Source organism: Mesorhizobium sp. ESP-6-4, from assembly GCF_020164735.1.
GTDB lineage: Bacteria > Pseudomonadota > Alphaproteobacteria > Rhizobiales > Rhizobiaceae > Mesorhizobium.
In genome coordinates this window covers 336648-362505 of record NZ_JAIUGS010000004.1, presented here as the reverse complement: position 1 = coordinate 362505, position 25858 = coordinate 336648, and the positions used below count along the sequence as shown (strand labels likewise).

Annotated in this window: 27 protein-coding genes and 2 tRNA genes; 13 read left to right on the top strand and 16 right to left on the bottom strand. The window is 61.6% G+C overall.

All coding sequences use genetic code 11. The features are described 5' to 3' along the window. Positions 1-27 precede the first annotated feature (27 nt). Positions 28-168, bottom strand: a complete 141-nt coding sequence (locus LB523_RS11340) for a DUF1127 domain-containing protein (RefSeq protein WP_095765031.1) — start codon at positions 166-168, stop codon at positions 28-30. 235 nt (positions 169-403) lie between these two features. Here LB523_RS11340 and LB523_RS11335 point away from each other — a divergent pair, with 235 nt between their 5' ends. Both LB523_RS11335 and LB523_RS11330 read left to right on the top strand, forming a co-directional pair. After that, a complete protein-coding gene (locus tag LB523_RS11335) occupies positions 404-1522 on the top strand; it encodes a DUF2157 domain-containing protein (RefSeq protein WP_224602745.1) in 1119 nt (372 codons plus the stop codon). Continuing rightward, positions 1519-2100, top strand: a complete 582-nt coding sequence (locus LB523_RS11330) for a GDYXXLXY domain-containing protein (RefSeq protein ID WP_224602744.1) — start codon at positions 1519-1521, stop codon at positions 2098-2100. The genes LB523_RS11335 and LB523_RS11330 overlap by 4 nt, the downstream gene beginning before the upstream one ends. A gap of 245 nt (positions 2101-2345) precedes the next feature. On the opposite strand, the gene LB523_RS11325 is transcribed toward LB523_RS11330, so the two are convergent. Further along, the gene (locus tag LB523_RS11325) at positions 2346-3080 is read right to left on the bottom strand and encodes a hypothetical protein (protein WP_224602743.1); all 735 of its coding nucleotides are present in this window, start codon (positions 3078-3080) and stop codon (positions 2346-2348) included. Positions 3081-3408: 328 nt separating this feature from the next. After that, a tRNA-Leu gene (locus LB523_RS11320) sits at positions 3409-3493 on the bottom strand. A gap of 443 nt (positions 3494-3936) precedes the next feature. On the opposite strand from LB523_RS11320, the gene tig reads away from it, so the two are divergent. From tig to LB523_RS11305, 3 genes are all read left to right on the top strand, one after another. Continuing rightward, positions 3937-5466, top strand: a complete 1530-nt coding sequence (tig, locus tag LB523_RS11315) for a trigger factor (RefSeq protein WP_224602742.1) — start codon at positions 3937-3939, stop codon at positions 5464-5466. Between the two features lie 195 nt (positions 5467-5661). After that, complete coding sequence (locus LB523_RS11310; protein ID WP_411966452.1) at positions 5662-6171, top strand: hypothetical protein; 510 nt, start codon at positions 5662-5664, stop codon at positions 6169-6171. 214 nt (positions 6172-6385) lie between these two features. Beyond that, positions 6386-6766 carry a c-type cytochrome gene (locus tag LB523_RS11305; RefSeq protein ID WP_224602739.1) on the top strand — a complete coding sequence of 127 codons (381 nt, stop codon included), beginning with the start codon at positions 6386-6388 and terminating at the stop codon, positions 6764-6766. 347 nt (positions 6767-7113) lie between these two features. Here LB523_RS11305 and LB523_RS11300 read toward each other — a convergent pair whose 3' ends face one another. The 8 genes from LB523_RS11300 to map form a co-directional block, all read right to left on the bottom strand. Further along, positions 7114-7587: an aminoacyl-tRNA deacylase gene (locus LB523_RS11300; protein WP_224602737.1), complete on the bottom strand. Its 474-nt coding sequence runs from the start codon at positions 7585-7587 to the stop codon at positions 7114-7116. 129 nt (positions 7588-7716) lie between these two features. After that, positions 7717-8109: a cytochrome C oxidase subunit IV family protein gene (locus tag LB523_RS11295; RefSeq protein WP_095765038.1), complete on the bottom strand. Its 393-nt coding sequence runs from the start codon at positions 8107-8109 to the stop codon at positions 7717-7719. Positions 8110-8135: 26 nt separating this feature from the next. Then, the gene (locus tag LB523_RS11290) at positions 8136-8855 is read right to left on the bottom strand and encodes a heme-copper oxidase subunit III family protein (RefSeq protein ID WP_095765039.1); all 720 of its coding nucleotides are present in this window, start codon (positions 8853-8855) and stop codon (positions 8136-8138) included. 10 nt (positions 8856-8865) lie between these two features. Continuing rightward, positions 8866-9570 (bottom strand): cytochrome c oxidase subunit 3, encoded by a 705-nt coding sequence (locus LB523_RS11285; protein ID WP_224602735.1) that lies wholly within the window; start codon positions 9568-9570, stop codon positions 8866-8868. Then, positions 9567-11336 carry a cytochrome c oxidase subunit I gene (gene ctaD / locus LB523_RS11280; RefSeq protein ID WP_095765041.1) on the bottom strand — a complete coding sequence of 590 codons (1770 nt, stop codon included), beginning with the start codon at positions 11334-11336 and terminating at the stop codon, positions 9567-9569. Before ctaD ends, LB523_RS11285 begins: the two co-directional genes overlap by 4 nt. A gap of 21 nt (positions 11337-11357) precedes the next feature. Then, positions 11358-12242: a cytochrome c oxidase subunit II gene (locus LB523_RS11275; protein WP_224602734.1), complete on the bottom strand. Its 885-nt coding sequence runs from the start codon at positions 12240-12242 to the stop codon at positions 11358-11360. Positions 12243-12390: 148 nt separating this feature from the next. Beyond that, positions 12391-13152 (bottom strand): RadC family protein, encoded by a 762-nt coding sequence (gene radC / locus LB523_RS11270; RefSeq protein WP_224602733.1) that lies wholly within the window; start codon positions 13150-13152, stop codon positions 12391-12393. Between the two features lie 35 nt (positions 13153-13187). Beyond that, positions 13188-14015, bottom strand: a complete 828-nt coding sequence (gene map / locus LB523_RS11265; RefSeq protein WP_095765044.1) for a type I methionyl aminopeptidase — start codon at positions 14013-14015, stop codon at positions 13188-13190. Between the two features lie 197 nt (positions 14016-14212). Here map and LB523_RS11260 point away from each other — a divergent pair, with 197 nt between their 5' ends. The 3 genes from LB523_RS11260 (at position 14213) to LB523_RS11250 (ending at position 15463) form a co-directional block, all read left to right on the top strand. Continuing rightward, positions 14213-14581, top strand: a complete 369-nt coding sequence (locus tag LB523_RS11260; RefSeq protein WP_224602732.1) for a hypothetical protein — start codon at positions 14213-14215, stop codon at positions 14579-14581. 111 nt (positions 14582-14692) lie between these two features. After that, entirely contained in the window at positions 14693-14932 is a 240-nt protein-coding gene (locus LB523_RS11255; protein WP_224602731.1) for a hypothetical protein, read from the top strand. A gap of 225 nt (positions 14933-15157) precedes the next feature. Further along, positions 15158-15463: a DUF982 domain-containing protein gene (locus LB523_RS11250; RefSeq protein WP_140840426.1), complete on the top strand. Its 306-nt coding sequence runs from the start codon at positions 15158-15160 to the stop codon at positions 15461-15463. Between the two features lie 12 nt (positions 15464-15475). Here the strand turns inward: LB523_RS11250 and LB523_RS11245 are convergent, their stop codons facing one another. Both LB523_RS11245 and LB523_RS11240 read right to left on the bottom strand, forming a co-directional pair. Then, complete coding sequence (locus LB523_RS11245) at positions 15476-16162, bottom strand: aspartyl/asparaginyl beta-hydroxylase domain-containing protein (RefSeq protein WP_095765048.1); 687 nt, start codon at positions 16160-16162, stop codon at positions 15476-15478. Positions 16163-16862: 700 nt separating this feature from the next. Next, on the bottom strand, positions 16863-17900 hold the full coding sequence (locus LB523_RS11240) for a LysR family transcriptional regulator (RefSeq protein WP_224602730.1): 1038 nt from the start codon (positions 17898-17900) through the stop codon (positions 16863-16865). A 63-nt stretch (positions 17901-17963) separates the two neighbouring features. Here LB523_RS11240 and LB523_RS11235 point away from each other — a divergent pair, with 63 nt between their 5' ends. From LB523_RS11235 to LB523_RS11225, 3 genes are all read left to right on the top strand, one after another. Further along, positions 17964-18413, top strand: coding sequence for a cupin domain-containing protein (locus tag LB523_RS11235; protein WP_224602729.1), 450 nt, complete (start codon positions 17964-17966; stop codon positions 18411-18413). A 52-nt stretch (positions 18414-18465) separates the two neighbouring features. Continuing rightward, positions 18466-18729 carry a hypothetical protein gene (locus tag LB523_RS11230; RefSeq protein WP_411966450.1) on the top strand — a complete coding sequence of 88 codons (264 nt, stop codon included), beginning with the start codon at positions 18466-18468 and terminating at the stop codon, positions 18727-18729. Positions 18730-19585: 856 nt separating this feature from the next. Then, positions 19586-19732: a hypothetical protein gene (locus LB523_RS11225; RefSeq protein ID WP_224602728.1), complete on the top strand. Its 147-nt coding sequence runs from the start codon at positions 19586-19588 to the stop codon at positions 19730-19732. Between the two features lie 493 nt (positions 19733-20225). On the opposite strand, the gene LB523_RS11220 is transcribed toward LB523_RS11225, so the two are convergent. The 3 genes from LB523_RS11220 to phaC form a co-directional block, all read right to left on the bottom strand. Beyond that, positions 20226-20300 (bottom strand) — tRNA-Glu (locus LB523_RS11220). A 452-nt stretch (positions 20301-20752) separates the two neighbouring features. Next, a complete protein-coding gene (locus LB523_RS11215; RefSeq protein WP_224602726.1) occupies positions 20753-21910 on the bottom strand; it encodes a YcbK family protein in 1158 nt (385 codons plus the stop codon). Positions 21911-22236: 326 nt separating this feature from the next. Beyond that, positions 22237-24072, bottom strand: coding sequence for a class I poly(R)-hydroxyalkanoic acid synthase (phaC, locus tag LB523_RS11210; RefSeq protein WP_224525320.1), 1836 nt, complete (start codon positions 24070-24072; stop codon positions 22237-22239). A 97-nt stretch (positions 24073-24169) separates the two neighbouring features. Between phaC and LB523_RS11205 the strand changes: the two genes are divergently transcribed. Together LB523_RS11205 and LB523_RS11200 are read left to right on the top strand one after the other, a co-directional pair. Beyond that, complete coding sequence (locus LB523_RS11205; RefSeq protein ID WP_224602724.1) at positions 24170-24574, top strand: hypothetical protein; 405 nt, start codon at positions 24170-24172, stop codon at positions 24572-24574. Positions 24575-24615: 41 nt separating this feature from the next. After that, positions 24616-25833: an LL-diaminopimelate aminotransferase gene (locus LB523_RS11200; RefSeq protein ID WP_095765055.1), complete on the top strand. Its 1218-nt coding sequence runs from the start codon at positions 24616-24618 to the stop codon at positions 25831-25833. The last annotated feature ends 25 nt before the right edge of the window (positions 25834-25858 follow it).

Below are 25858 nucleotides of genomic sequence, written 5' to 3'. Positions count from 1 at the left end.
TTCGGACCATTTGCGGTCCGAAGCGGATTAGACCGCCTTGCGGGCGACGTAGTGGATGTCGCTGCGGCTGATGCCGAGGTCGGTCAGTTCACGGTTCGACAGGCGGTTCAGCTCGGAGACGGTGTCCCGGTAGCGGCGCCAGTTGCGGTAGTTGCGGATCAGGTTCATGGTAGTTCTCGTTTCGTCTTTAACTTCGGATCATTCCGTTTGTGTACGAACAGAAAATAGGTGGGATCATATCGGTTTAAAAGTGCCGTTGGCGCATGGCAGCAATGCAAATTGTGCAATGCAACATTAACGGCCGTTCACGCCTGCGTCGCAAAGAAGGCCGAATCGGAAAGTGCCGCCGCGTCAACGGTTTGGCTGCCCCGGTTGAGGAAATGACCAGGCTTTGGGGGAAAGCATGGCGAGCTATACGACACGGCTAAGGGCGGATATCGCCCGCTGGCGGGAGAGAGGGCTGATCGATCCCGCCACGGCGGAGGCATTGACGCGCGACGTCGCTGCCAACGAGCGCGCGTCGCTGAGTTTCGGCTCGATCCTGGCGATGATGGCGGCGCTTCTGTTCGGCGCAGCGATCCTGATTTTCGTCGCCGCCAACTGGGAGGCCATTCCGCGTGTCGTTCGCGTGGCGGCGCTTTTCGCCGTCATCCTGGCCGGCTATGTCGGCGGCGCGGTGCTGAAGACGCGCGACCATGCCGCGATCGGCGAGGCGCTGTGGATCATTGCAGCCGCCGCCTTCGGCGGATCGATCGCGCTGATCGGCCAGATGTACCATCTTTCTGGCGACGAGGCCTCGGCGCTGGTGACATGGTGCGCCGGCACCGCGCTGGCGGCAGTAGCGCTGCGTTCGAACCCACTGACGGTGGCTGCGGTCGGCATTGCCGATGCCTGGCTGGTCCTCAAGGGGTTCGGCTTCTACTGGCGCGCGGAAATTCCTCATCTCTTCATCGTCATGGCGATCATCCTGTTCGCCGTTTCGTTCTGGACGCGCAGCCGGGCAGCGCGCCACCTCATCATTCTGTCTGTCATTCTGTATCTGGTCTTGCTGGCGACGGATCACGACACGCTGCCGGTGGCGATGTCGCTGGTCATTGTATCGACGCTGCTCTTTGCCGCTGCGGTACTTGCCGGCGATCCGATCGACAGGATCCTGCAACTGGGCGGCCGGCTGTCCTTGCACGCCTTGCTCGGCTTCCTGACCGGCATGGCGATGATCCAGTTCGAGCTGGCGGATGAAAGCACCTACAATAGCGGTTTCGCCCTCGCGTCGATCGTAGCGCTTGCCGGCATCGTCGCGGCGATCATGTTGGCCGGCCGCGAGAGCAGGGGCCTGCGCTCGCTGGCCTATGCCGGCTTCGCCTTCGAACTCGCCATCATCTATAGCGTCACCTTGCGGTCGATGCTCGATACGGCCGGCTTCTTCCTGGCGGCTGCCGTGCTGCTCGGCGTGCTGGCGCTGATCATCATCCGTATCGAGAAGCGCATGAGAGCGTCCGCCGAGACAGGAGCAGCAGCATGACCGGCAAGAAGCTCATCATCTCGGCGTTGGTGCTGGCGCTCGTCCAGATCGGCTTTCTCAGCTGGATCATCGCCGGCCGGGCCGCGATCCTGCGCAACGGCAAGGAAGTGCTGCTGAAGGTCCAACCGATCGACCCGCGCGATCTCCTGCGCGGCGACTATATCTCGCTCAACAACAACATTTCACGCATCCCGGTGAAGCTGATCGCCAACCTTCCGCAAGGCAAGTTCTCCAGCGAAGACACAGCGATCGTGGTGCGGTTGAAGAAGGGCTCCGACGGCTATTGGCAGCCGACCGCGGCGTGGTTCGGCAAAGCGCCGGTCCCGGCCGGCGCGGACGAAGCAGACATTGCCGGCCATGTCGGGGAAGGCTGGGGCCTCAGCGATCCGGAAGCGACGATCGCGCCCGACTACGGGATCGACCGCTTCTATCTGCCGGAAGGCGAAGGAATGGCGATCCAGGACGACATGCGCGTGCGGCCGTTCGGCATTAAGCTCGCGCTCGCCTCCGACGGCACGGCACAGATCAAGGCGCTGATGGACGGCGACAAGACGCTGTTCGAGGAGCCGCTTTATTGAGCGTATAGAGGCTTGACGTCTGTGTCCGCGCTAACGGTGGTCCCGCTTATCGCTGGACACTCCCTGTCTCTGCGATAATTTTGGGATAGGGACCGATCGAAATCGTGTAGCTAAAGTTTGCCACGCCTTTTTCCTGCTTGTGTATCGAGGGACTGCGCACAACCCAGTCGTAGACGCCCGAGACCATGCAGCGATCGTTGGTGCAGTTGACCGCGATGCTGTCCTTGCGGACGCTATATCCGCGTTCAGGCCACCGCCGGTAATAGTTCCTCTTGTCCTGAACTATCGACCTCAACTTCGTCAGCTTGCCATAATAATCGACCTTGGGAGCGTAGGATTGCCTGAACTTGGGCAAGAGCGAAATCGTCGTTGTCGCCATGATGCTCGATGAGATCCCTGACGAAGGCGACCGCAATGCTTTCCGGCAGTTGCCTGGCGTCGGGTGCAGGAGCGGACACTGGCGCAGGATTGGGTCTCGTTAACACCTGTGAAATATCTGCCGGCGATTGGTTCGCTGCGGCATTGGTCACATGCAAGTCAGCCATTTCGCCGGCCGATAGATATCTAATGTCATGCTTGCCATAACTCGAAGCCAATTCTATCAGCTTGGGGTCCACTCCCATCTCGACCACATAGGATGTGATTGCTGCCGTTCCGAGCTGGACGCGGGCCTTCGCTTCTTCGGTGGACATCCCGTCAGCCGGTTTGAGAAACGCCCGGTGAATGCCGATGGAACTTGGTTCGGCAACACGGTGGATGCCACCCAGGAAGGCCAGTGAGCAGGCTGAAGCGCACTGCAATTGGCCAACCTGAAGCGTGTCCAACCCTGCTGCGCGGATCATACGCCCCAACCGAATAGCACCGCCGACATTGCCACCAGGGGAGTTGAATACAATCACCTTGGCCCCGCTGCTCGCAACCGCGCGGCTGAAGCTGTTCAAAGACTCATTGGCGCTAAACTCACCGGAGACAATGAGCATTGGCCGCTGACTCGGAAGAGAAGCCGGAGTGTACTCCAAAGCCTCAACCTGAGACGCCGCCGCGAGAGCTGACCCAAGCCCCAGAACCAGAGAAACTACACGCACAATCTGACAGAGCCCCGACCCGCCTGTTGCAAGTAAGAACCTGTCAAAGGACTATTTCAAGTGCATCGGATGCGCAAAGCGGGATGGTCTCCGAGAGCGTGGGAGCTTTGCTTGCGCCGCCAGGAGATAGCTGCGGTCCTCCTTCGCCAAGACTTCGGAGGACACTTTCGGCTCTTCGAGCCTCAGGTGATGGCCTGCCATCCGAAGCTCGAAGAGCGAAGGATGGTGCGGATGAAGGGACTCGAACCCCCACGCCTTTCGGCACTGGAACCTAAATCCAGGGCGTCTACCAATTCCGCCACATCCGCTTTCCCCGGCAATCCCATGTAGCCATCATTCTGTCAATGTCGAGGCTCAAGTATGCTTATCCGGCTAAAGCGCGTCATGTCGAAACGGCTCGGGTGATGCGCTTCAGGCCTAGTCTTGATGCATGCCGTTCTCCCAAAACCGCTGCGCAGTTTTGGGCGGCATGCATTCGAGCGAAGATAGTTGAAAATTAGCCTAGCCTGTGACAAAAGGCGTGTCGAATGTGACGGAAAGTGAGTTTCCGCTTCTGCAAGATGTGAAAAGTCGTAGGAAAGACAAAGACTTATTCGCATCTGGCAAGGCGCAATTCAGGAGAATTTGAGCCGCATTCGCGGTCAAATCGCCAGGTTCCGTCCCAAAAGCCATTTCCGGCAAGATCATACCGGCAGGCTGTAAACGGCTAAAACCGTTCGGCAGTCTCATTGTTGAAAACAAAGGTTCTAGGATGCAGGTCACCGAAACGCTCAACTCCGGTCTCAAGCGCGAGATCAAGATCACCGTGCCGGCCGGTGACATGGAAGCCAAGCTGATGGCGCGGCTGACCGATGCCCGCGGCAAGGTGCGCATCAACGGCTTCCGCCCGGGCAAAGTGCCGGTGCAGCACCTGCGCAAGGTGTACGGCAAGTCGTTCATGGCCGAGGTCGTCAACGAGATACTCAACGACTCGACCCGTTCGATCATCTCGGGGCGCGGCGAAAAAGCCGCCATGCAGCCCGAAGTGATCATGACCGAGGACGAGAAAGAGGCCGAGAAGATCCTGGCCGGCGGCGCCGATTTCGAATTCAGCCTCAACTACGAAGTCATCCCGCCGATCGAGATCAAGGATTTCTCCGACATCAAGGTGACGCGCCAGGTCTATGACGTGCCGGACGCGGAAGTCGAGGATCAGGTCAAGCGCGTCGCGGAATCGGCGCGCAGCTACGAGCCGAAGACCGGCGAGGCCGCCGAGGGCGACCGTGTGACCATCGACTATGTCGGCAAGATCGGCGGCGAGGCCTTCGCCGGCGGCGCCGGCACCGACCAGCCGCTGGTGCTCGGCTCGAAAGAGTTCATCCCGGGCTTCGAGGAGCAGCTGATCGGAACGAAGGCCGGCGACGAGAAGCAGGTCACCGTCACTTTCCCCGAAAACTACCAGGCGGCGCATCTGGCCGGCAAGGAAGCCACCTTCGACGTCACCGTCAAGGAAGTGTCGGCGCCCGGCGCGCTCGAGATCAATGACGAGACGGCCAAGAATCTCGGCCTGGAATCGCTCGAGCGCCTGCGCGAGATCGTGCGCGGCCAGATCGAGAACCAGTTCGGCTCCATGACCCGCCAGAAGGTGAAGCGCCAGTTGCTGGACCAGCTCGACGCATCCTACTCCTTCGAGGCGCCGTCGAAGCTCGTCGAGGCCGAGTTCAACAACATCTGGGGCCAGGTCAACCGCGACCTGGAAGCCGCCGGCCGCACTTTCGCCGACGAAGAGACGACGGAAGAAGAAGCGCGCGCCGAATATATGCGCCTTGCCGAGCGCCGCGTGCGCCTCGGTCTGGTCCTGGCCGAGATCGGCGAGAAGGCCGGGGTCACCGTGTCGGACGAGGAACTGCAGCGCGGCCTGTTCGAGCAGGTGCGCCGCTTCCCGGCCAACCAGCAGCAGGAAGCCTTCGAGTATTATCGCAGCAACCCGGAAGCCATCAACGCGCTGCGCGCGCCGATGTTCGAGGAGAAGGTGGTCGACTATCTGCTTGGCCAGATCTCGGTCAACGACGTCAAGGTCGGCAAGGACGAGCTGATGGCCGACGACGAAGAGGCCGAAACCGCGACCAAGGCGAAGCCGGCCAAGAAGGCTTCCCCGAAGAAGGCCGAAGCCAAGGCAAGCGAAGCAAAGGCTGGCGAAGCAAAGGCTGGCGAAGCAAAGGCAGGCGAAGCCACCGGCGAGGTGGAAGAGCCGAAGAAGAAGGCCGCGCCGAAGAAAAAAGCCGCCAAGGAAGCCGAGTAACAGGTTTCAATGCCGAGACTTCGAAAGGCCGCCTCCGGGCGGCCTTTTTCATTAGGAGCTACTTTATTGTGGCGGCGCGGCAACACAGACAACTTGTCTTGAAGGCCTGCCGCTGGCGATACCAACGGTTGAACATTATCTGCGCTTCATCGCATTCGCGGGTGTATGGAGGCATTGGTGAGGCTGGGATTCACGATGAGAGACGTGGTCGTCGCCGCGGCGCTCATGTTTGCCGCAGCCGCCGGTGTCGCCCGGGCCGAGCCGGCTCTCGGCAACTGGAGCGTTGGCGCCAGCAATGATGGTCAGATCACGGCGTCGCTCCACGCCAGCAACAAGCTGATCACCGGCGGCGGAGCGTTGGGCTACAGCCCTGTGCTGACATTGGCGTGCCGGCCCGACGGCGAACCACGCTGGAGCGAGTGGCTCCAGCTCAACGATGCTGTCTCCGCCAGCCGCAAGATCACCATCTCCGTCGCGGTCGACGGCGGCGGCAAAACCGATGAAAGCTGGTCGGTCGGCCCGCGCGGCAGAACACTGGTCAGGGATGGAGACGACGGCATCAAGCGTCTGGCTTCAGCGAACCGGCTGACGCTGTCGTGGCGCTTCGGCCTTTTGTCGGGACGCGGCGAGGCCGATTTCGAGCTTGCGGGCCTTTCGGACGTGATCGGGCAGATCGCGGCAAGCTGCAATACCGACCCGCCCTGACCGTCGCCGTTCAGAAGGCTTGGACCGCTTTTTGGGCAGTTAGTCCTCGGCGCATGGCCTAAGCCTTCGCAGGCCGGCAATTTTTGCCCATTGGTTCGATTCTGTGGTATGTAGGTGCCGCAATTCCACTGAAGAGACGCGGCCGCCCGCCATGCAGGATACGCCAGCGTGGCGCGGGCCGTCCGACGTAAATGACGATCAGGGAGGAAGTGCCATGCGCGCAACCGCGCTTTTCATCGTCTTGTCCGCTACGAGCTTCCTTGCAAGCCCATCGCAGGCACAAGACGCCGCCGCAGGCGAGAAGGTGTTCACCAAGTGCAAGGTCTGCCACATTGCCGACCAGGACCAGAATAAAGTCGGCCCGTCTCTGCACGGTGTCATCGGGCGCACCGCGGGCACGCATCCCGGTTTCAGCTATTCCACGGCCATGATCGAGGCCGGAAAATCCGGCATCAAATGGGACGAGCCTACGCTGACAAAATATCTTCACGACCCCAAGGCGATGGTCAAAGGGACGAAGATGGCGTTTCCCGGCCTCAAGAACGATCAGGACATAGCCAACGTCATCGCCTACCTGAAGCAGTTTTCCAAATAAACACCGCCGTCCAGACTCTTTTGATGGTCGCCTGCTTATCCGGAAGGAAGACGCCGGCAGTTGCGCAGATGAATATCGCCCCCAGCACCGTCACGCCGGGAGCGCAAAAAAACCCAAGAGCAACAGAATGACTATGCCAAGGCCGAGTATGAGAAGCGTCCGCGTGTCCATGACGTTCACCTTCGCATCTTGAGAATACCGAAAAAGCAGCCCTGGACGACTGGCGGTCGTGCTGCCGATCCTCGGCCCCGGCATGTTTTTACCGCAAGGTCGTAGAGCCGCCGGCTGCCCCAGACCGTCGAAGCAATCAGGCCCTGCCGTGACGCAGCGGCGGGAGCCTCTATGCGTCAGAAGGCCGGATAGCTGAACCGCGCCTGGCGCGCGTCCGTCGTCAGGTTGCGGAAATCCTTGCCGCTGACATGCACAAGCGTCTTGTGGTCACCGCCCTCGAAATAGACATCGGCGGCATCACGCAGGCTCTCGTCCAGAATGACCGGCACATCATAAGCCGCACCGATCGGCGGTATGGCGCCGACGTCGCAATCGTCAAAGAGCGATACCACTTCGTCTTCGGAAGCGAGGCCGAGGCGTTTGTCCATGACGTCCTGCAGCTTGCCGAGTTCGATTCTGTGGGTGCTTGGCACCACGGCCAGCGCATAACCGAGTTCGTGGTGAACGACCACGGACTTCGCCATTATGCTGCCGGGCACGTGCGCGGCAATGGCGGCCTGCCTGCTGGTGGCAGTTCGATGATGCCCCACGGTATCGTAGGAGATGCCCTTGCGGTCGATAAAGTTTCTCAGTCTGTTCGCTATCGTCATTGTCCGCGTCCTTTGCTTGAGTTCACGGCGCATACGCCAAACCAAAATGGGCCGGCGGCCTGTTGTTTCAAGGCATCGGAACCGGCCGTCCCCGGCCCGTCATGCTGCGGCTGGACCCCGCATCGGGTGTCAGGGGCCAGGCCCGAAAAACGCGATACGAGTCAGCAGCGTATAGTCGGCCTCGAAGACCATCATCGCCACGAAAACCAGCACCAGTATCGGGGGCAGGATGATTGCATACATCATCGCCAGCCGCTCCCAGGCCATGTGCATGAAGACGGCGACGATCAGTCCTGCCTTGAGCATCATGAAGATCAGGATCAGCGACCACCTGAGATAGCCGTGGAGGCCGAAATAGTCGACCAGATAGGAGCAGGTGCTGAGAATGAACAACCACGCCCAGACGACCAGATAGAGCTTGATCGGGTGCTCCTGATGCGTCTCCGCCTTGGCGACGATCGCCGCATCATGGGCGGGATGCAGTGCGTGTTGTCCGAGACCGTTTGCGGTTGCTTCAGCCATGTCTTCCTCTCAACAGAACCTGCCTCTCACCACAGATAGAAGAAGGCGAAAATGAACACCCAGACCAGGTCGACGAAGTGCCAATAGAGCCCCATGATCTCGACGTTCTCGTAGCGGCCCCTGCGGCTGGTGAAAAAGCCGGGCCGGCCGGTGTCGAAGTCACCACGCCAGACTTTTCTCGCCACGATGATCAGGAAGATCACCCCGATCGTGACGTGCGTGCCGTGGAAGCCGGTGATCATGAAAAAGCACGAGCCGAATTGCGCGGCTCCCCAGGGATTGCCCCACGGCCGGACCCCTTCGGTGATCAGCTTGGTCCATTCGAAGGCCTGCATGCCGACGAAGGTCGCGCCGAGCGCGGCGGTCAAAAGCATCAGGATCGCGGTTTTGCGCCGATCGCGGCGATAGCCGAAATTGACCGCCATGGCCATGGTTCCGCTGCTCGAGATGAGAACGAATGTCATGATGGCGATCAGGATCAGCGGGATCTCCGAGCCGCCGATGCGCAAGGCGAAGACCTCGCTTGGATTCGGCCACGGCACGCGCGTGGAGATCCGCGCCGTCATATAGGAAAGCAGGAAGCAACCGAAAATGAAGGTGTCGCTGAGCAGGAAGATCCACATCATGGCCTTGCCCCAAGACACGTTCTTGAACGCGCGCTGATCCGAGGCCCAGTCGGCGGCGATCCCGCGCAAGCCCTGGGGGCGATCCATCTGGCTGGTATGCGTCAGTGTGGTCTCGGCCATCGCCAGTCTCCTAGGTCAGCAGCCGTTGGCAAATGCTCACAAACGTCGCCGCCCAACCGGCCAGGACGGCGAAGATGCATAGCCAGACGAAAAGCAGGAAATGCCAATACATGGCGCACAGCTCGACGCTGAGGCGCAGCCGCTCCCGCCGCGTTCCGTTCCAGGCGCCGGCGCTCGTCCGGCCAAGGCCGACCAGCCCGCCCAGAATGTGCAGGCCATGCATCGCCGTGATCAGATAGAAGAAGCTATTGGCCGGGTTGGAGGCCAACAGGTAGCCGTTCTCGGTCAGCTGCCGCCAGGCCATCAACTGGCCGGCGAGGAAGGCGAGGGCGGTCAATGCCGCCGTTGCAAGACCAAGCCTTACCATGTCCGCCTGGCCTCTGCGTGCGGCGACCACGGCACATTGCAGCGCGACGCTGCTCAGCGCCAGCACGCCGGTGTTGAGCCAAAGCAGGCGCGGCAGCGGCAGCGGCCGCCAGTCCGACAGGCCCATGCGCATGAAATAGGCGCTGGTGAACAGCGAGAACAGGCAGCCGACGACGGCGAGGAAGACGCCGAGGCCGATCTTGGCGGTGGGCAGGGACGACCGGTCGAAGCCGACGACGTCTCCGACCACGCCTTGCTCCAGCCAGGGCTTCGCCGTCAACCGCTGGTGCGAAAGCCACCAACCGGCAAAGCCGGCGATCACCAACATGAAGACCAGGATGACGCTCATGCCGGCTCCCTGGAGGGGCCGAAGGAGCCCGGCACGTTCTGCGGGATGAAGTCCTCCTTGGCGCCCGGCACGCTGTAGTCGTAGGCCCAACGATAGACGATCGGCAGTTCCTTGCCGAAATTGCCGTGCGCCGGCGGCGTCTCAGGCGTTTGCCATTCGAGCGTCGTTGCCCGCCACGGATTGCCGCCGGCCTCACGGCCATGGCGGATGCTCCAGATCAGGTTGAACAGGAAGACCATCTGGGCGAAGCCGACGATGAAGGCCATGATGCTGATGAACGAGTTCAGATGGTGGGCCGATTCCGTCATGATATTCATGTCGGTCAGTTCGGCGTAGCGCCGCGGAACGCCCATCAGGCCGAGATAGTGCATGGGGAAGAAGATCAGGTAGGCGCCGAGGAAGGTGATCCAGAAATGGAAGCGGCCGAGTGTCTCGTCCAGCATCCGTCCGGTGACCTTCGGATACCAATGATAGATCGCGCCGAAGATCACCAGGATCGGTGCGACGCCCATGACCATGTGGAAATGTGCGACGACGAACATCGTGTCCGACAGCGGCACGTCGACGACGACGTTGCCGAGGAACAAGCCCGTCAGGCCGCCATTGACGAATGTGACGATGAAGGCGAGCGCGAACAGCATCGGTATGGTGAGGTGGATGTCGCCGCGCCACAACGTCAGTACCCAGTTATAGACCTTGATCGCGGTCGGCACCGCAATGATCAACGTCGTGGTGGCAAAGAAGAAGCCGAAATAAGGATTCATGCCGCTGACATACATGTGGTGCGCCCAGACCACGAAGCTCAGCGCGCCGATGGCGATGATGGCCCAGACCATCATGCGATAGCCGAAGATGTTCTTGCGCGCATGCGTGCTGATCAGGTCGGACACGATGCCGAAGGCCGGCAGCGCCACGATGTAGACCTCCGGGTGGCCGAAGAACCAGAACAGATGCTGGAACAGGATCGGGCTGCCGCCATTGTGTTGCAGTTGCTCGCCCATCTCGACGATTGCCGGCATGAAGAAGGAAGTGCCGAGCAGACGGTCGAGCAGCATCATCACACAAGCAACAAACAGTGCCGGGAAGGCCAGAAGCGCCATGACCGTGGCGGTGAAGATGCCCCAGACGGTGAGCGGCAGGCGCATCAAGGTCATGCCGCGGGTGCGGCCTTGCAGCACCGTCACCACATAGTTCAGGCCACCCATGGTAAAGCCGATGATGAACAGGATGAGCGAAGAGAGCATCAGGATGATGCCCCAGTCCTGGCCGCCCGGCGTGCCGGTCATGATCGCCTGCGGCGGGTAGAGCGTCCAGCCGGCGCCTGTCGGCCCGCCCGGCGCGAAGAAGCTCGACACCAGGACCAGCACGGCGAGCAGATAGACCCAATAGCTCAGCATGTTGACATAGGGAAAGACCATGTCGCGGGCGCCGACCATCAGCGGAATGAGGTAATTGCCGAAGCCGCCAAGGAAGAGCGCGGTGAGCAAATAGATCACCATGATCATGCCGTGCATGGTGATGAACTGATAGTAGGCCTCCGGGGTGATGAAATCGAACGTGCCGGGGAAGCCGAGCTGCAGGCGCATCAGCCAGGACAGCATCAGCGCGACGAGGCCTATAGCCATGGCCGTCGCCGAATACTGGACTGCTATGACCTTGGCGTCCTGTGAAAAGACGTATTTCGTCCACCAGCTGTGCGGATGGTAGAGTTCCATCTCCGCGACTTCGGCGGGTGGAACGGCATCTGCGGGTGTGACGTCGACCATGGGAGCACCTCCGCACCCTGTTCAGCGGGCCTCGAGCGTTTCGAGTTTTGCCGCGACGCCCAAACTGGACGCCATCGTCTTTTCCGACGGTTGGTTCGCCGAGCCCGTTTGCTGGGGCGCGGACAATTGCGCAAAGGTCTGTTGCTGGCCGAGCCAGGCCAGATAGTCCTGCTCGGTATCGACCATGACAACGCCATGCATCAGCGGATGTCCCTGGCCGCACAGCTCGGCGCACAAGACCTGGAAGGTTCCGGTCCGCGTCGGCGTGAACCAGAAATACGTCACCGATCCCGGGATCATATCCATCTTGGCGCGGAATTCCGGGATGTAGAAATCGTGCAGCACATCGATCGAGCGCAACAGCACTTTGACCGGCGTGCCGACCGGCAGGTGCAGGTCCGCCGCCTCGACCACGACGTCGTCCTGGCCGTTCGGGTCGCCGGGTACGATGCCGAGCGGGTTTTCAGCCGAGACGATGCGGGTGTCGGAGGTGCCGAGCTTGCCGTCCTTGCCGGGCAGACGGAAGCTCCATTGCCATTGCTGGGCGACAACCTCGATATCGGCGGCCTCGCCGGGAACGTTGACGAAGCGGCTCCAGACGAAGAGGCCGGGAACCAGCAAGCCGGTGACACCGGCCGCCGTTGCGATCATCAGCCACGATTCGAGCCGCCTGTTCTCCGGTTGATATGCCGCGCGATTGCCTTCCCGATGCCGGAAGCGGAAGACGCAATAAGCCATAAAGAGCACGACAGCGGCAAAGACGATGCCGGTGATCCAAAAGCTGATGGTGATGGTGTTGTCGATGTAGTCCCAGTTCGAGGCGATGGGCGTCCACCACCATGGGCTCAGGAGGTGGAACAGCACCGAGCCCACAACGATCAAAACGAGTACAAGCACAATGGCCATGTCCCGTCCTCCCGGTATTTCACGGGAGCGCGAAGGATCCCGGGAAGATACCAAGTGCCATCATGCTTGATTTCCTGCTGAAATTCCAGAGCCGACTATCCGATGAGGAGACGATGTCCCGGCAATCCCGAAATGCCGGGCAAACGCCTCAGATCAGCAGCAGCCCCTTCATCGAGGTATTGCCCTTGCGGCCGATGATGATGTGGTCGTGCACGGCGATGCCGAGCGGCTTGGCCGTGTCGATGATCTGCTTGGTCATCTCGATGTCCGCGCGGGAAGGTGTGGGGTCCCCAGAAGGATGGTTGTGCACCAGGATGACGGCGCTGGCTGAGAGCTCGAGCGCGCGCTTGACCACCTCGCGCGGATAGACCGGCGTGTGGTCGACGGTGCCTGTCTGCTGCACCTCGTCGGCGATCAGCCCGTTCTTCTTGTCGAGGAACAGGATACGGAACTGCTCGCGGTTCTCGAAGGCCATGGCCGAACGGCAATAGTCGAGGAGTTGCGTCCAGTTGGACAGGACTTCACGGCCGCGCACCTCGCCGCGCGCCATGCGCTGGGCTGTGGCGGCGATGACCTTGAGATCGGTCGCGACGGCCGGTCCGATGCCTTTGACTTCTTCAAGCAGGGATGCCGGCGCGCCGAGCACTTCGGCCAGCGAGCCGAAGCGGGCGATGAGCGCCTTGGCGATGGGCTTGGTGTCGACGCGCGGGATCAGCCGGAAGAGCAGCAGCTCGAGCAGTTCATAGTCGGGCAGGGCGTCCGGTCCGCCGGCGACAAAGCGCTCGCGCAGGCGGTCGCGATGGCCGTGATAGTGCGGTTTCTCGGTAGGTGCCGCCTTCTTTTGCACTGCCTCAGGCGGTTCAATCCAGCCTTCGGAAAAGAATGCCCGCTCGTCCTCGACTTTGCCCATGGTCCGCCCGCTCCCCTCAGGCTTAGGTCGAAGTGCTACGCCGGCAGGCCGGGGCGGTCGAGCTTTTTCGGCGACAGCGTGAAGATCTCGCAGCCGGTGTCGGTGACGCCGATCGTATGCTCATACTGCGCCGACAGCGAGCGGTCGCGCGTGACTGCCGTCCAGCCGTCCGACAGCACCTTCACATGCGGCCGGCCGAGATTGATCATCGGCTCGACGGTAAAGATCATGCCCGGCCGCATTTCGACGCCTTCATTGACGGTGCCGTAATGCAGGATGTTGGGCGCGTCGTGAAAAAGCTGGCCGACGCCGTGGCCGCAGAAGTCGCGCACCACCGAGCAGCGCTCGGCCTCGGCATAGGTCTGGATCGCGGCGCCGATGGCGCCGGTGCGGGCGCCGGGCTTGATCGCGGCTATGCCGCGCATCAGGCACTCATAGGTCACTTCGAGCAAGCGCTCGGCGGCACGCTTGATCGTGCCCACCGGATACATGCGCGAGGAATCGCCATGCCAGCCGTCGAGGATATAGGTGACGTCGATGTTGACGATGTCGCCTTCCTTCAGCGGCTTGTTGTCGGGGATGCCGTGGCAGACGACATGGTTGATCGAGGTGCAGGACGATTTGGTGTAGCCGCGATAATTGAGCGTTGCCGGCAGCGCACCATGGTCCATGCCGAATTCGAAGACGAAGCGGTCGATCGTTTCCGTGGTCACGCCGGGCTTCACAAGCGGCACAAGCTCGTCGAGGCAGCGCGCGGTGAGGTCGCAGGCCTTGCGCATGCCGGCGAAGCCGTCCTCGCCATAGAGGCGGATCTGACCGGTATTTCGAGGGGGAGCCGTGGAGGCGTCGAGATAGGTAACCATTTTGTCCGTTTGCCGGCGTAGGCTTCAAAGGAGCCGAACGCGAAAAATCTGCTCCAGATTTGGCACCGGAAGCCGCAAGGTTCAAGGACGAAGTGCGATTGCGGCCTCCATTGCGGCTTTCCTTCGGCCATCCCATGAGCTAGGTCGGGCCTTGGAATCCGGAGACTGACTTGACGGCGCCTGAACGCGAGAGATCGATGCTGCTGCCGGCCAGGACCGCTTTTGCGGGCCTGATGGCGCTGCTGATGCTCGCGCTGCTGGGCTTCGCTCAGGCCGAAATCTCCGCGTCCGCGACCCCGTTCTCGGGCGGTTCCAGCATCAGCGCCGTTCGTCAGGGCGATACGATCGCGCTGCTCAGAACGACCGGCAAGGCGCAGGCGCTTGAGGTCCGGGCCAGCCGGCCGCTCGCGACAAAGCTCGTCGGCGGCAATTCCGGCGCGCTCGCCCATGCATCCGATTTCCTGGTTATCGGCCGGGCGTTGCCGTCCGAGATGAGCGCCACGCCCGTATCGGCAAGCGCTACCGCTTCGCGCACCAACCAACCGCGCGCGCCGCCGGCCGCGTGAAGCCTTAGCCGCTAGGCGCGGCATTCAAACCAAAAATTCCTTTGCGCCGCGATCCGGCGACGGCCGCCGGTCGTCCGCCGGTCGCGTGCGCGTCAGTTCGGATTCTGTTCAATGCAACGCATCAAGACATTCAAGACACTCACCTGCGCGGTCGCGGCGGCCTGCTTTCTGGCGGTCCAGGCGGCAATCTGCATCGGCACCCTCTACTGGGCCATTGCCGCCACCCTTCGCATGGAAGGAACAGCAGCGGCGATCGTGCTCGGCGCCATCTTCGCGCTGCCGTCCGCTTATGTGCTGATGGTAGTTACCCGCATGGCCTATGATGCGGAGACCGACCCGGCTAACCAATAGCGGCAAGGGCGTGGAAGAGGGACAAGGGGCTGCGATGGCCGGCAGTACGGTGGAAATCCGGCATTGGCAATGCAGCCGGCATCGATGCGGACTGACCCGGATCCGCCGCACCGGCGAACCGGTTCTTCACCGCACTGAGGTCACATTTGCGAGTCAGAAGGCCGCAAAAGCAACTTTTCAGAACGAACGGCGTTGCTCTGGCTACGCCAGTTCGGGAGACAGGGGATGGACAGATTGCAATTCGAGGTGCCGGTGCGCATCACGCCCGCGCCCGGCCTGCCGATCGAGGAAATCTACAGCGTCGAGCAGGCGCTCGATTTCCTGCAGGATTGGCCGAAGCGCCGCCAAGGCAAGGTCTACGAAGCCGCGTTCAATGCCTGCTTCGGGGCGACGGTCGACGTGACCAGCGCCGAGGAGGCCTGCCGCGCGTTCGCAGCCTTCTGCCGCGTCAGCGGATTGCTGGCGAGGGACGCGATGTTTCCCGGCAAGCGTCGCAGCGGGGCAGGGACGTATCGCGAGGCGCGAGCGTAGATTTCGATCGGTTCAGCCGCCGAACGACACGCCCCGATAGCGCATTCCCACCTGCACGCCGCGCACGATCACGCGCGACAGGATTTCCATGTCCAGCGGCATTTGCGGACGCCACACGTCGAGCAGGAGAGCGACGCGGGGCTGATCCGAATTGTTCATCACTTCGTGCTCGAAAGTATCGTCCCACAGCAAGCATTCGCCGTCGGCGATGCGCCTTTCCTCATGATTGATCATCATGATCGTTGCCGGACGGCCGTCCGGCTGCTTGGGGATGACCAGGCCGAGATGGAACCGCATGATGCCGCGAAAGGGTCCGCGATGCGGCGGGATGTGCTTGCGCGGGGCGAGGAACGAGACGGCGGCCGATTTGACCTCGGGGCACTCCGAAAGCAGCCGGCTCAGGACCGGCATGCGCGTGAGGTTCGCCGGGATCGTCATGTCATAGGCCTTGAGCACGAACATGCGCCAGTCGAGACCGTCATTGGCCGAGATATTGGCCTGTTCCGGCATGATGTCGTGGAAGCGCGGCGCCTTGTTCAGCTTCGCCGCCAGCGCCTCATCGCGGATATCGCGCCAGGCGGCGGTGAACTTCGCGGCATTGGGAAAATGCGTGCCGGCATCAAGAATGGCCGGTGCATCTATGCGCTTTTCATAGATACGGCGGACCAGATTGGTTCCGAGATCGTAGGCGCCTGACATCTCATTACCTCAACCACGCTGTAATATAGTGGGATATCGCTTACGGGCCATCACTCACGGAGATTTGCTCGAGCCGTCAACACGGAGATGGACATCGCAAAGATGCGAATTTGGCGATACGATGTTTTTGCCAGGACGCCACCATGCCCGGACGCAAGCCTATGCTTTGCACGGCAGCCATGCTCATTGCTGCTGCAAATTTCGCCAACGCCCGGTCCGACACCGCTTTACCGGTGCGAAGAGCCGGCTCCAATGGTTCCGGATTGACCGAAGGCCTGTGAGTTCTCCCGGCTTTCACGGGAGCCTCAGACACTGGCCGATACGGCTTACTTGACCTTTTGAATCTCCGGTTGAATTTCCGGGCTCGGCGTCTGATCAGTTGCCGGGGCCGGCGTGCAATCCGGGCCCTTGCAGTCCAGCACGGGATCGTCGGCCGGAGGAAGACAATTTTGCCCCTGGCAATGGACTGCCGGCGGCCGCGGCATTGCTTGGCTATTCGGCTGGGCAGGCTGATCGTCTGCGCGAACCGGCGGCACGCCTGCCACGCCGGTCATTGCCGCGCATAAGAGCGTTGTCCGAAGCATCTTCATTCCCGCCTCCACGGCCGAGAGCGGAGGGAATTTTACACTTTCGGGTCGAGGACGGCTCCTGTCGTCCGCGAACGGCGTTAACAGCGCGTTTCCGCTTGCGTCCTGTCTTGTTACCGACAAGGCACGACGCTGGCCCGCCATTCAGACCGGCGTGGTTTATGGGCGCTGCTGCCGGCTTCGCCGGCGCTCAGTTGCGAGAGCAGCTTCAACACGATTTCCCGCAGCCATCGGTGCGTAGGATCGGTTGTGTTGCGTTTGTGCCAGACGATGCAGATGAGGGCAGGATCGATCGGCATGGGCGGACTGTAGATCGCCAGTCCCAAGCGAGATGCTACCTTGCGCGCGAGCTGTTCCGGAACGAGAGCGACCAGATCGCTTCCCGCCACTGCGCTACAGACGCCGCCGAACACCGGCATTGTCATGGCCACCCGCCGTTCGCGCCCCATCCGGGCCAGCGCCGCGTCGCCCATGGCCTTGAGCTTGCCCTCGGGCGAGAAGACGACGTGGCCGAGGTCGCAGAAAAGGTCGATCGGAATGACGTCTCCGGGGCTCACCTTCGCCCGCTCGAGTCTTGGGTGCCCAGCGCGGGCGATCGTCACGAATGTCGACCGAAAGGCAGGAAGATAGTCGATCCAACTGGGGAAATCGACCTTGGGAACGAGGGCAAGGTCGATACCGTGCTTTTCGAGCGTGCCGACATAGTCGTCGGGCACAAGATCCACCAGTTGGATCAGTATTTTGGGAGCAAGCCCGGAGATTGCATTGGCCAGGGCAGGCATCAGCATCTCGGCAAAGAAATCCGAACCTGCGATCTTGAAGCTTTGCTCGGCTTCGGCCGGATTGAAGCTGCCAGGCCCGGCAAGCAGCGCCGACAGTTCATCAAGGATGCGGCGAAGCGGAAGCTCGAGGTTCCGGGCGTATTGTGTCGGCACGATATGCTGTCCCTGGCGCACGAACAGCGGATCGCCGAGAAAATTCCGAAGTCGTCCCAGGCTGGCCGATATCGCCGGTTGCGACAGACCGATGCGTTCTCCGGCCTTTACGGTCGATTGCTCGCGCAGCAGCGCGTCGAGTACCCGCAGGAGATTGAGGTCGAAGCTCGATAAATTCATTCGCCGAATATATTTTATATCAGCTATCGATTTCAATTATGAAATCGGTTCTGGCAACTTCCCTGCGTCGAAAATGACGTCGGATCGCGGGAGGTTTCGGTGGCCGTTGCTTCAGTACCCTACAGCGTCCAGTGGCTTGGAACGTCCTACCGGATTTGCCTCACGGCGGAGCAAACGGCCTCGCGGCTGGGAATGTTCGAAAGCCTCGATCAGCCCGGTTACGGTCCTCCGCGCCACATCCACAATAACGAGGACGAGACCTTCCAGATCCAGTCCGGCGAAGTAGAGTTCTGGATGAACGGTCAAACGCGCATGGTCGGCCCGGGCGGTGTCGTGCACGTTGCGCGCGGAATCGAGCATGCATTCCGGGTGATCGGCGATCGACCCGCCAGAATGCTCACCATCCTGACTCCCGGCGGCTTCGAAGGCTTCTTCGCGGAGATGGCGAAACACAAGTGCCGAATCCCGGATGACATGGATCAGATCGCGGCAATCGGGGCGCGTTTCGGTCTGACCTTCACAGGCCCACCTCTGGACGCGGCTAGATAACTAACTGCGCGATAGCTAACTGCGCGTCCTTGGCGGCTCAGAGACGAGTTTCTTGAGGGAGTGCGAAAAATGGCTGAGCGATCTTCACGAGCTCGACCGCATCGCCGACAGCGCCATCCGCCTAGTGCGCGAGGAGGTGAACCAGGACGCGGTGGAACTGGACCGGCTGATCCGCGACATCGAGACCGAGATGACGGCCCTCCGGCGCGCTCGGCCTGCGCCGCCGCGCGCTGCGCAACCTGATTGTCAACGCTGCCACAACCCTGGAAGCTCTGGACGGCCATTGGTGCTGGCGACGAACTTACAGTCACGCTGAACGCAAAGAATGATCAGCTAATGCGTGAATTCGTGAGCGGCGGATTTGCTGAAAAAGAGGTTTTGCTGTAGTCGGGCAGGTAATTTACTGCACGATATTTAATCACGATCACATGTCGGATTTCGCTTTTTATGTCGAGCCGAACTCTAACAGATTCCGGCGGCCGATATCAAATATGAGGGCCTTTTATCGAGTGCCCATCGAGCCGCGGATCGCAAAGTTCTTGTCGAGATGCAAAACAGCGAAGGCTTGAGCTGTGATGCCTAGTCTAGTGAGAACCCGACATGTGTCGCAATTGACGCGGCTGCTTAGGTGGCCGGGCGTGCTGGCTTGCTGAAGGTGACTCCGCCCACATCCAACACACCCAGCGCGCCTTCCGCGACCGGGTCATTATACAGCAACGCGCGGAATTCCAGCACAGCGTAAGGGGTGGACGCCTTAGCCATAGAGCGGCCCGACAGTTCCGCGTTGGGGTTTGCGTTGGGTGAACCGCCGGGCCCTAGCCGACTCGGTAGGGGTGGGTAGAGTCGGCTAAAGCGAGGCTAAATTAGCATCTATGCATTGATATAGGTTTCTATACCTTTTCCACCGATTTCCAGGCGCCGGAATGCGGTCATTGCGTAAAGGTTTGGTCAACTATCGCACATTAGAATTCGCTAATGCGCTTTACTTTGGTGCTCTTTTGTTGGGCTGCGTTCTTCGGCTGGGATTTGGCCGCCAACCATGGTGAATTCATGCTCGCGATCGGCCATGGGGTTTTTCGGCTCGTCCACATGACGGGGCTGGCTTGAACTAAGCTCATAAGTGCGGAGAGCGTTACTGACGGGCGGCGGTGGTGGTGGCAGCGAGGGTCTCGATGGCAGCCAATCTGTTCCGGGTGTCTTACTTCGTTAACCAGCGCGCCTGTGATGGGAGCCAGGAACGCGTTTGCGTGGCGAAATTCATTGTGACTGCGGAGACGAAAGCCCTGGCGGCAGAGACCTTCGGCCGTCAGGGCGCCTGACCGGCGAGACGCATTCGGCAATCAACTAAAACACGATCTGCACCACCGATCTTTGAGCGGCCCGCTGCCTCATTGGGGCGGGCACGCCAGTAACTAAAGTCCGAAAGAGAACACTTCGGGACGGCTCGTCTCGTAGCCAAGGCGGGGCTTGGAACTGCCAACCTCGGTCTGTGGTGAATTGGCGGTTCCGGTCGCAGTACAGTCAAGTTTGGCCGCTGCAGTCGCCTTGATCGACAGCCCTGCACATGTCTTTTGGGCAGTGAGCGTTGGCTTCTTGTCGTGGGCCACAGCGGCACTTGACGCCGCGAGAACGAGAGCCGCACAAACGATTGCCGTTTTCATAGCGTTACCCCTTCTTTAGCAACAGCTGATGAGAGGGTAACGTAACGTTAACCAATCGTCAACGCGACACCGGACCAAGCCGGATTTCGAGCCCGATATAGCCAAAGATTGGACAGAGTCGGCATAAGCGTCGCGAAGTACTTGAAAAGACTGGTACGCCCAAGGGGAATCGAACCCCTGTTACCGCCGTGAAAGGGCGGTGTCCTAACCGCTAGACGATGGGCGCGCTCAGACGAAGCGGCTTATAATTGCGTTGTTGCCAACCGGCAACCCATCTGCCGCCACATGCGACAACTTTTTTCAAGACGGCACAAAGCCCCTCGGGTGGCGGTTTCGCTTGGCCGCGCATCCCTGGAGATTAGCCGGAACATCCTCGCGATCGTCATTCTATGGCGGAGCAAGGAGCGAAGCGACGCGCGCAGACCATAGACTCCGCGAGGCTGACGTGCCGCAACGGTGCAGAACTTGCGCCGCTGCACTCCGCGGTCAAGGTCACGGAATGGATCCTCGGGTCTGCGCGTCCGCTTCGCTCCCGCTCCGCCCGTGGATGACGAGGCGACGGATGCCTCGGCTAATCGCCGACGTCTTTGATGGGCGTGTTGAGACTAATATCGGCATTGGCGGCGATCGGCTCGCAACCGGTCAAACGGCCATGCTCACGAGGCCAGGCCGAACGTATCAGCCGTCCTCGCCGCCGCTGCGCCTGCGGCAGCGCCAGTTCCAGTCGCGCTCGGGGCCGACGTCGATATGGACGGATTCGGTGTGGCAGTAGGTGCCGACGCCGCCGCGGCCGGGCATGGAGCGGACGTAGCTCGCCAGTTCCCATTTCGACACGCCGGGCAACTGAATGTCGGCGGCGGCGCAATACATGTGCAGCGAGTTCTTGGCGCCGTTGGCGCGGCGGTTGCGCGAGGGATCGCGATAGCCGGAGGTGACGATCATCTTGCGGCCGAAATGGCCCTCGATCGTCTTCAGCACCCGTACCAGCGACGGCTTGAGGCAGGCGACGTCGACGCTTTCGTTCTGTTTCAAAAGGCCATTGGGCGCGAGCCTGGCCAAGCCGGCGGCCGACGCCACCTGGTAGGAACCGCCGCCGCCTTCGTCCTCGTTGAGGTCGACGTCGCTCTCGTCGTCGATGCCGGATTTGCGCTTGATCTCGAACAGCGCCGTCTGGCGCACGCCGGGAAGAGCGTCGGCGCCCGTGATGTGATTGCTCGGGTTGTCGAGCGAGGCCAGTTGCACCGGCTTTTCGGCCGGGGTCGCCGAGGCCAGCGTCACGATCGGCTTGGCCGGCGGCGGCGTGGTCTTGGCCTGCGCGGCGGGCTGGTCGCCGGAGCGCGCATTGTTGATCAGGGGGGCGGGGGCGGCCGAAGCCGGCGTGGTGCTGAACAGCGAGGCGAACAGGCTCTTCTTCGGCGCGGCGATCTGCGGCTGCGCCGGCTCGGCCGCGGTCACATAGACGCCGTTGCTCATGGCCTGCGTGGTCGCCTGCGCCTTCGACGCGACGGTGGCGGCATCGCCGGCGGCGACCTGCTTGGCGACGGCTAGCGTCTGTTCCGCTGTTTGCGCCTGCTGAACCAGCGGTTGCGGCGTGCTCCCGGCAATGGCCTGGGCGCCGGCAGGAATGGCGATGGGGAACGTGGCGTCCGGCCGCGTCTCCGGCACATAGGCGACCTTCTCGGGCAAAGGCGCATCGCCCTCGCTCATCACGGTCGACGTCGCTTCGGCCGGCGCCGATGCCTGCAAGGACGAATCGGCCGAGGTCGCAGTCTTGGCGCTGGATGTCGCGCTCATTTCGCCGGCGGTTGAATTGTAGGCGGGCGAAACGACCGACATCGTCGGGTCGCCGGTCGATGTGCAGGAGGCCAGGAGCACGGAGAAAAGCGCTGCCGCAATGCTGCAGCTTCCCCTTCGTGCAAGACGCCAACCTGCTGATTTCAAAACAAATTCCCCCTCGATATCCGGTCGGTTCGTCATCGCCGCGCCACTCCAGTACCGCGCCGCGATAACCCTCCTGTTCCCAACCGGAAACGGGACGTGTGTCGAATCTGCAAGCCTCGGAATTATTCTGCGTCGGAAGGTGATTTGAGGCCGCCGAACGATTGACGCCACCATTTCGCCCTGTTTTGGCGGCCCGTCAACTCACCACACATTACAGCCCGTTACACACGCACCTTGACATAGGTGCCCGGCGCATCTCCCAAGGTTTTCATACGCTTGCCGGGTTTGCGGGCGGGTACGCGAATGTCGTCCTGGGCCTCGATCCAGTGCTGCCAGTGCGTCCACCATGAACCAGGATGCTCGTGCGCCGCGGCAAGCCACGCGCTGAAATCGCCCACCGGCTTGCCGCCGGTCCAGTACTGATATTTCCTAGCGGCAGGCGGGTTGACGACGCCCGCGATGTGACCGGAACCCGCCATTACATACTCGACGTCGCCGCCGAAAAACTGCGACCCCAGGAACACCGAAAGCGCCGGCGCGATGTGATCTTCCTTCGTGGCCAGGTTGTAGACGGGGATGGTGATGTCGGCCAGCGAGACCGTGCGCCCGGCAAGCTCCATTGTGCCGCGCGAGAGATTGTTCTCGAGATAGCAATTGCGCAGATAGAACGAGTGGTTGGCCGCCGCCATGCGCGTGGAATCGGAATTCCAGTAGAGCAGGTCGAAGGGCAGGGGCTCCTTGCCGCGCATGTAGTTGTTGACGACATAGGGCCAGATCAGGTCGCCCGAGCGCAGCATGTTGAAGGCGGTGGCCATCTTGGTGCCGTCGAGATAGCCCTTTTCGTTCATCGAGCGCTCGACCGCGGCGACCTGGTCCTCGTCGACGAACACCTTGAGGTCGCCGGCATAGGTGAAGTCCACCTGGGTGGCGAAGAAGGTGGCCGATCTGATGCGGTGGTCGCCTTCCTGCGCCAACAGCGCCAGCGCGGCAGCCAGGAGCGTGCCGCCGACGCAGTAACCGATGGCGTTGACTTCCTTTTCGCCGGTCGCCTTCTCCACCATGTCGAGGCCGAATTGCAGGCCTTCGCGGATATAGGCCTCCCAGCCCTTGGCGCCGTGACGCTCGTCGGGATTGATCCAGGAGATGACGAAGACGGTGTGGCCCTGCTCGATCGCCCAGCGGATGAAGGACTTTTGCGGGTTGAGGTCGAGAATATAGAATTTGTTGATCCATGGCGGGCAGATCAGCAGCGGCCGTCTCAGCACCGTCTCGGTTACCGGGTCGTATTGGATGATCTCTGCGACATCGCTGCGGCCGATGACCTTGCCGGGTGTGGTGGCGATGTTCTTGCCGATCTCGAAGGGCGTGTAATCGGCCTGGCGCAGCTTCAGATCGCCTCGGCCCGCGGCGATGTCCTCGGCCAGCATCTTCATGCCGCGCACCAGGTTCTCGCCATTCGAGGCCATGGTCTCGCGGAACAGCTCGGGATTGGTCAGGATGAAGTTCGACGGGGCGATCGCGTTCGACACCTGCTTGACGTAGAAGCTCGCCTTGTGGCGGGTGTGCTCATCCAGGCCTTCGGCATGCTCGACAAGCTCGTTCGCCCAGCGCGAGGTGACGAGATAGGCCTGCTTGAGGAAGTCGAAGAAGGCGTTGCGGCCCCATTCGGGGTCCTGGAAGCGCTTGTCGCCGCGCTCGGGCTGAACCGCGTCCTGTGGCGCTTCGGCGTTGGGATTGACCTTCTGGATGGCGTTCGCCCAGACGGTCATGTAGCCGGCAAACAGCCGCGTCTGCGCTTCGAGCGCGCGTTGCGGGTCGCCCAGCCAGTATTCCGAAAGCTTGGAGAAGGTCTTGACCATGTCGACGACGGGTTCGGCGACATGGTCGCGCACTTCGCCCTTCTCGCGCGGTTCGGCCCAGGCGGAAGCCGCCTTGCCGGCCTGCTCGACCATGCGCGCCATGTTCAGGGCGAAGCGCTCGGGATCCTTCACCAGATATTGCTCGATGGCCGAAGGTCCGCCATTTTCCGCTTTGTCCGAATCGTCAGGTTTGGACATGGTTCGCGGGGTTCCTCCCGGAGCGTTTTCTTGACATATTACCATGGGACATCTGACCGGGTCCAATTCGCTCTAACCCGGCTGCCAGGAAAACAATATGACGATTAATGTTGGCGGGACTTTTTTTCTCAAGCCGGGTTCGATTTGCCGCATGGCGCTGATGGCGGGGCTGGTCGGCACGCTGCTGCCCGCTGCCGGCTGCACGAGCACCAGCACGAACAATGCGCCGACGGCGCCGACCGAAGGTCCGAGGGACACCGGTTCCTATCCGAACCTCAACATCCCGCCGCAGGTGGCCGCCAAGCAGCTCACCAAGGAAGAGACCGCGGCGAACCTCGCCCAGCTCAAGGCCGAGGAGCAGATGCAGATTGCCAAGGGCAGCGGCGTCAAGGCGCCGGCGAATTCGGCAGCGCTCAACACTTTGGCCAAGACGCATGGCGCCGACACGCTGAAGCAGATCGAGGGCAAATGCGACCCCGCCCTCGACCCTAGCTGCAATTAGGTCTATATCGCGCGCCGAAACTCTGATGGTCTGGAACTGAAATGGAAGAATTTCACAAGGTCCGCCGGCTTCCGCCTTACGTGTTCGAGCAGGTCAACCGGCTGAAGGCCAGCGCCCGTTCGCGCGGCGCCGACATCATCGACCTTGGCATGGGCAATCCGGACCTGCCGACGCCGAAAGCCATCGTCGACAAATTGTGCGAAGTAGTGCGCGATCCGCGCACGCATCGCTACTCCGCTTCGCGCGGCATTCCGGGCCTGCGCCGCGCCCAGGCCAATTATTATCAGCGCCGCTTCGGCGTGAAGCTCAATCCCGATACGCAAGTGGTGGCGACGCTGGGCTCGAAGGAGGGCTTCGCCAACATGGCGCAGGCGATCACCGCGCCCGGCGACGTCATCCTGTGCCCCAATCCGACCTATCCGATCCATGCCTTCGGCTTCATTATGTCGGGCGGGGTGATCCGTTCACTGCAGGTCGAGCCCGATGACGGCTTCATCCCGGCGGTCGAGCGCGGCATCCGCCATTCGATCCCCAAGCCGCTGGCGCTGATCCTCAATTATCCGTCGAACCCGACGGCGCTTGTCGCCTCGCTCGATTTCTACAAGGACGTGGTGGCCTTCGCGAAGAAGAACGACATCATCATCCTGTCGGATCTCGCCTATTCGGAAATCTATTTCGACGGCAATCCGCCGCCGTCGGTGCTGCAGGTGCCGGGCGCGATGGATGTCTGCGTCGAGTTCACCTCGATGTCGAAGACCTTTTCCATGCCCGGGTGGCGCATGGGCTTCGCGGTCGGCAACGAGCGGCTGATTTCGGCACTGACGCGGGTGAAATCCTACCTCGACTATGGCGCGTTCACACCGATCCAGGTTGCGGCGGCGCATGCGCTGAACGGCGACGGCGCCGACATCGAGGAGGTGCGCGAGGTCTACCATAAGCGGCGCGACGTAATGGTCGACTCCTTCGGCCGCGCCGGCTGGACCATTCCCGCGCCGGCGGCCTCGATGTTCGCCTGGGCGCCAATCCCGGAGCCGTTCCGCCATCTCGGCTCGCTCGAATTCTCCAAGCTGCTCATCGAGCATGCGGATGTCGCGGTGGCGCCGGGCGTCGGCTTCGGCGAGCATGGCGACGACTATGTGCGCTTGGCGCTGGTCGAGAACGAGCACCGGATCCGCCAGGCCGCGCGCAACATCAAGAAGTTCCTCGCGACCACCGCCAAGCAGCCCAACAATGTGGTGCCTTTAGCCGCTCATCGTTGAGTTGCCTGACATTTTTTGCACCTGA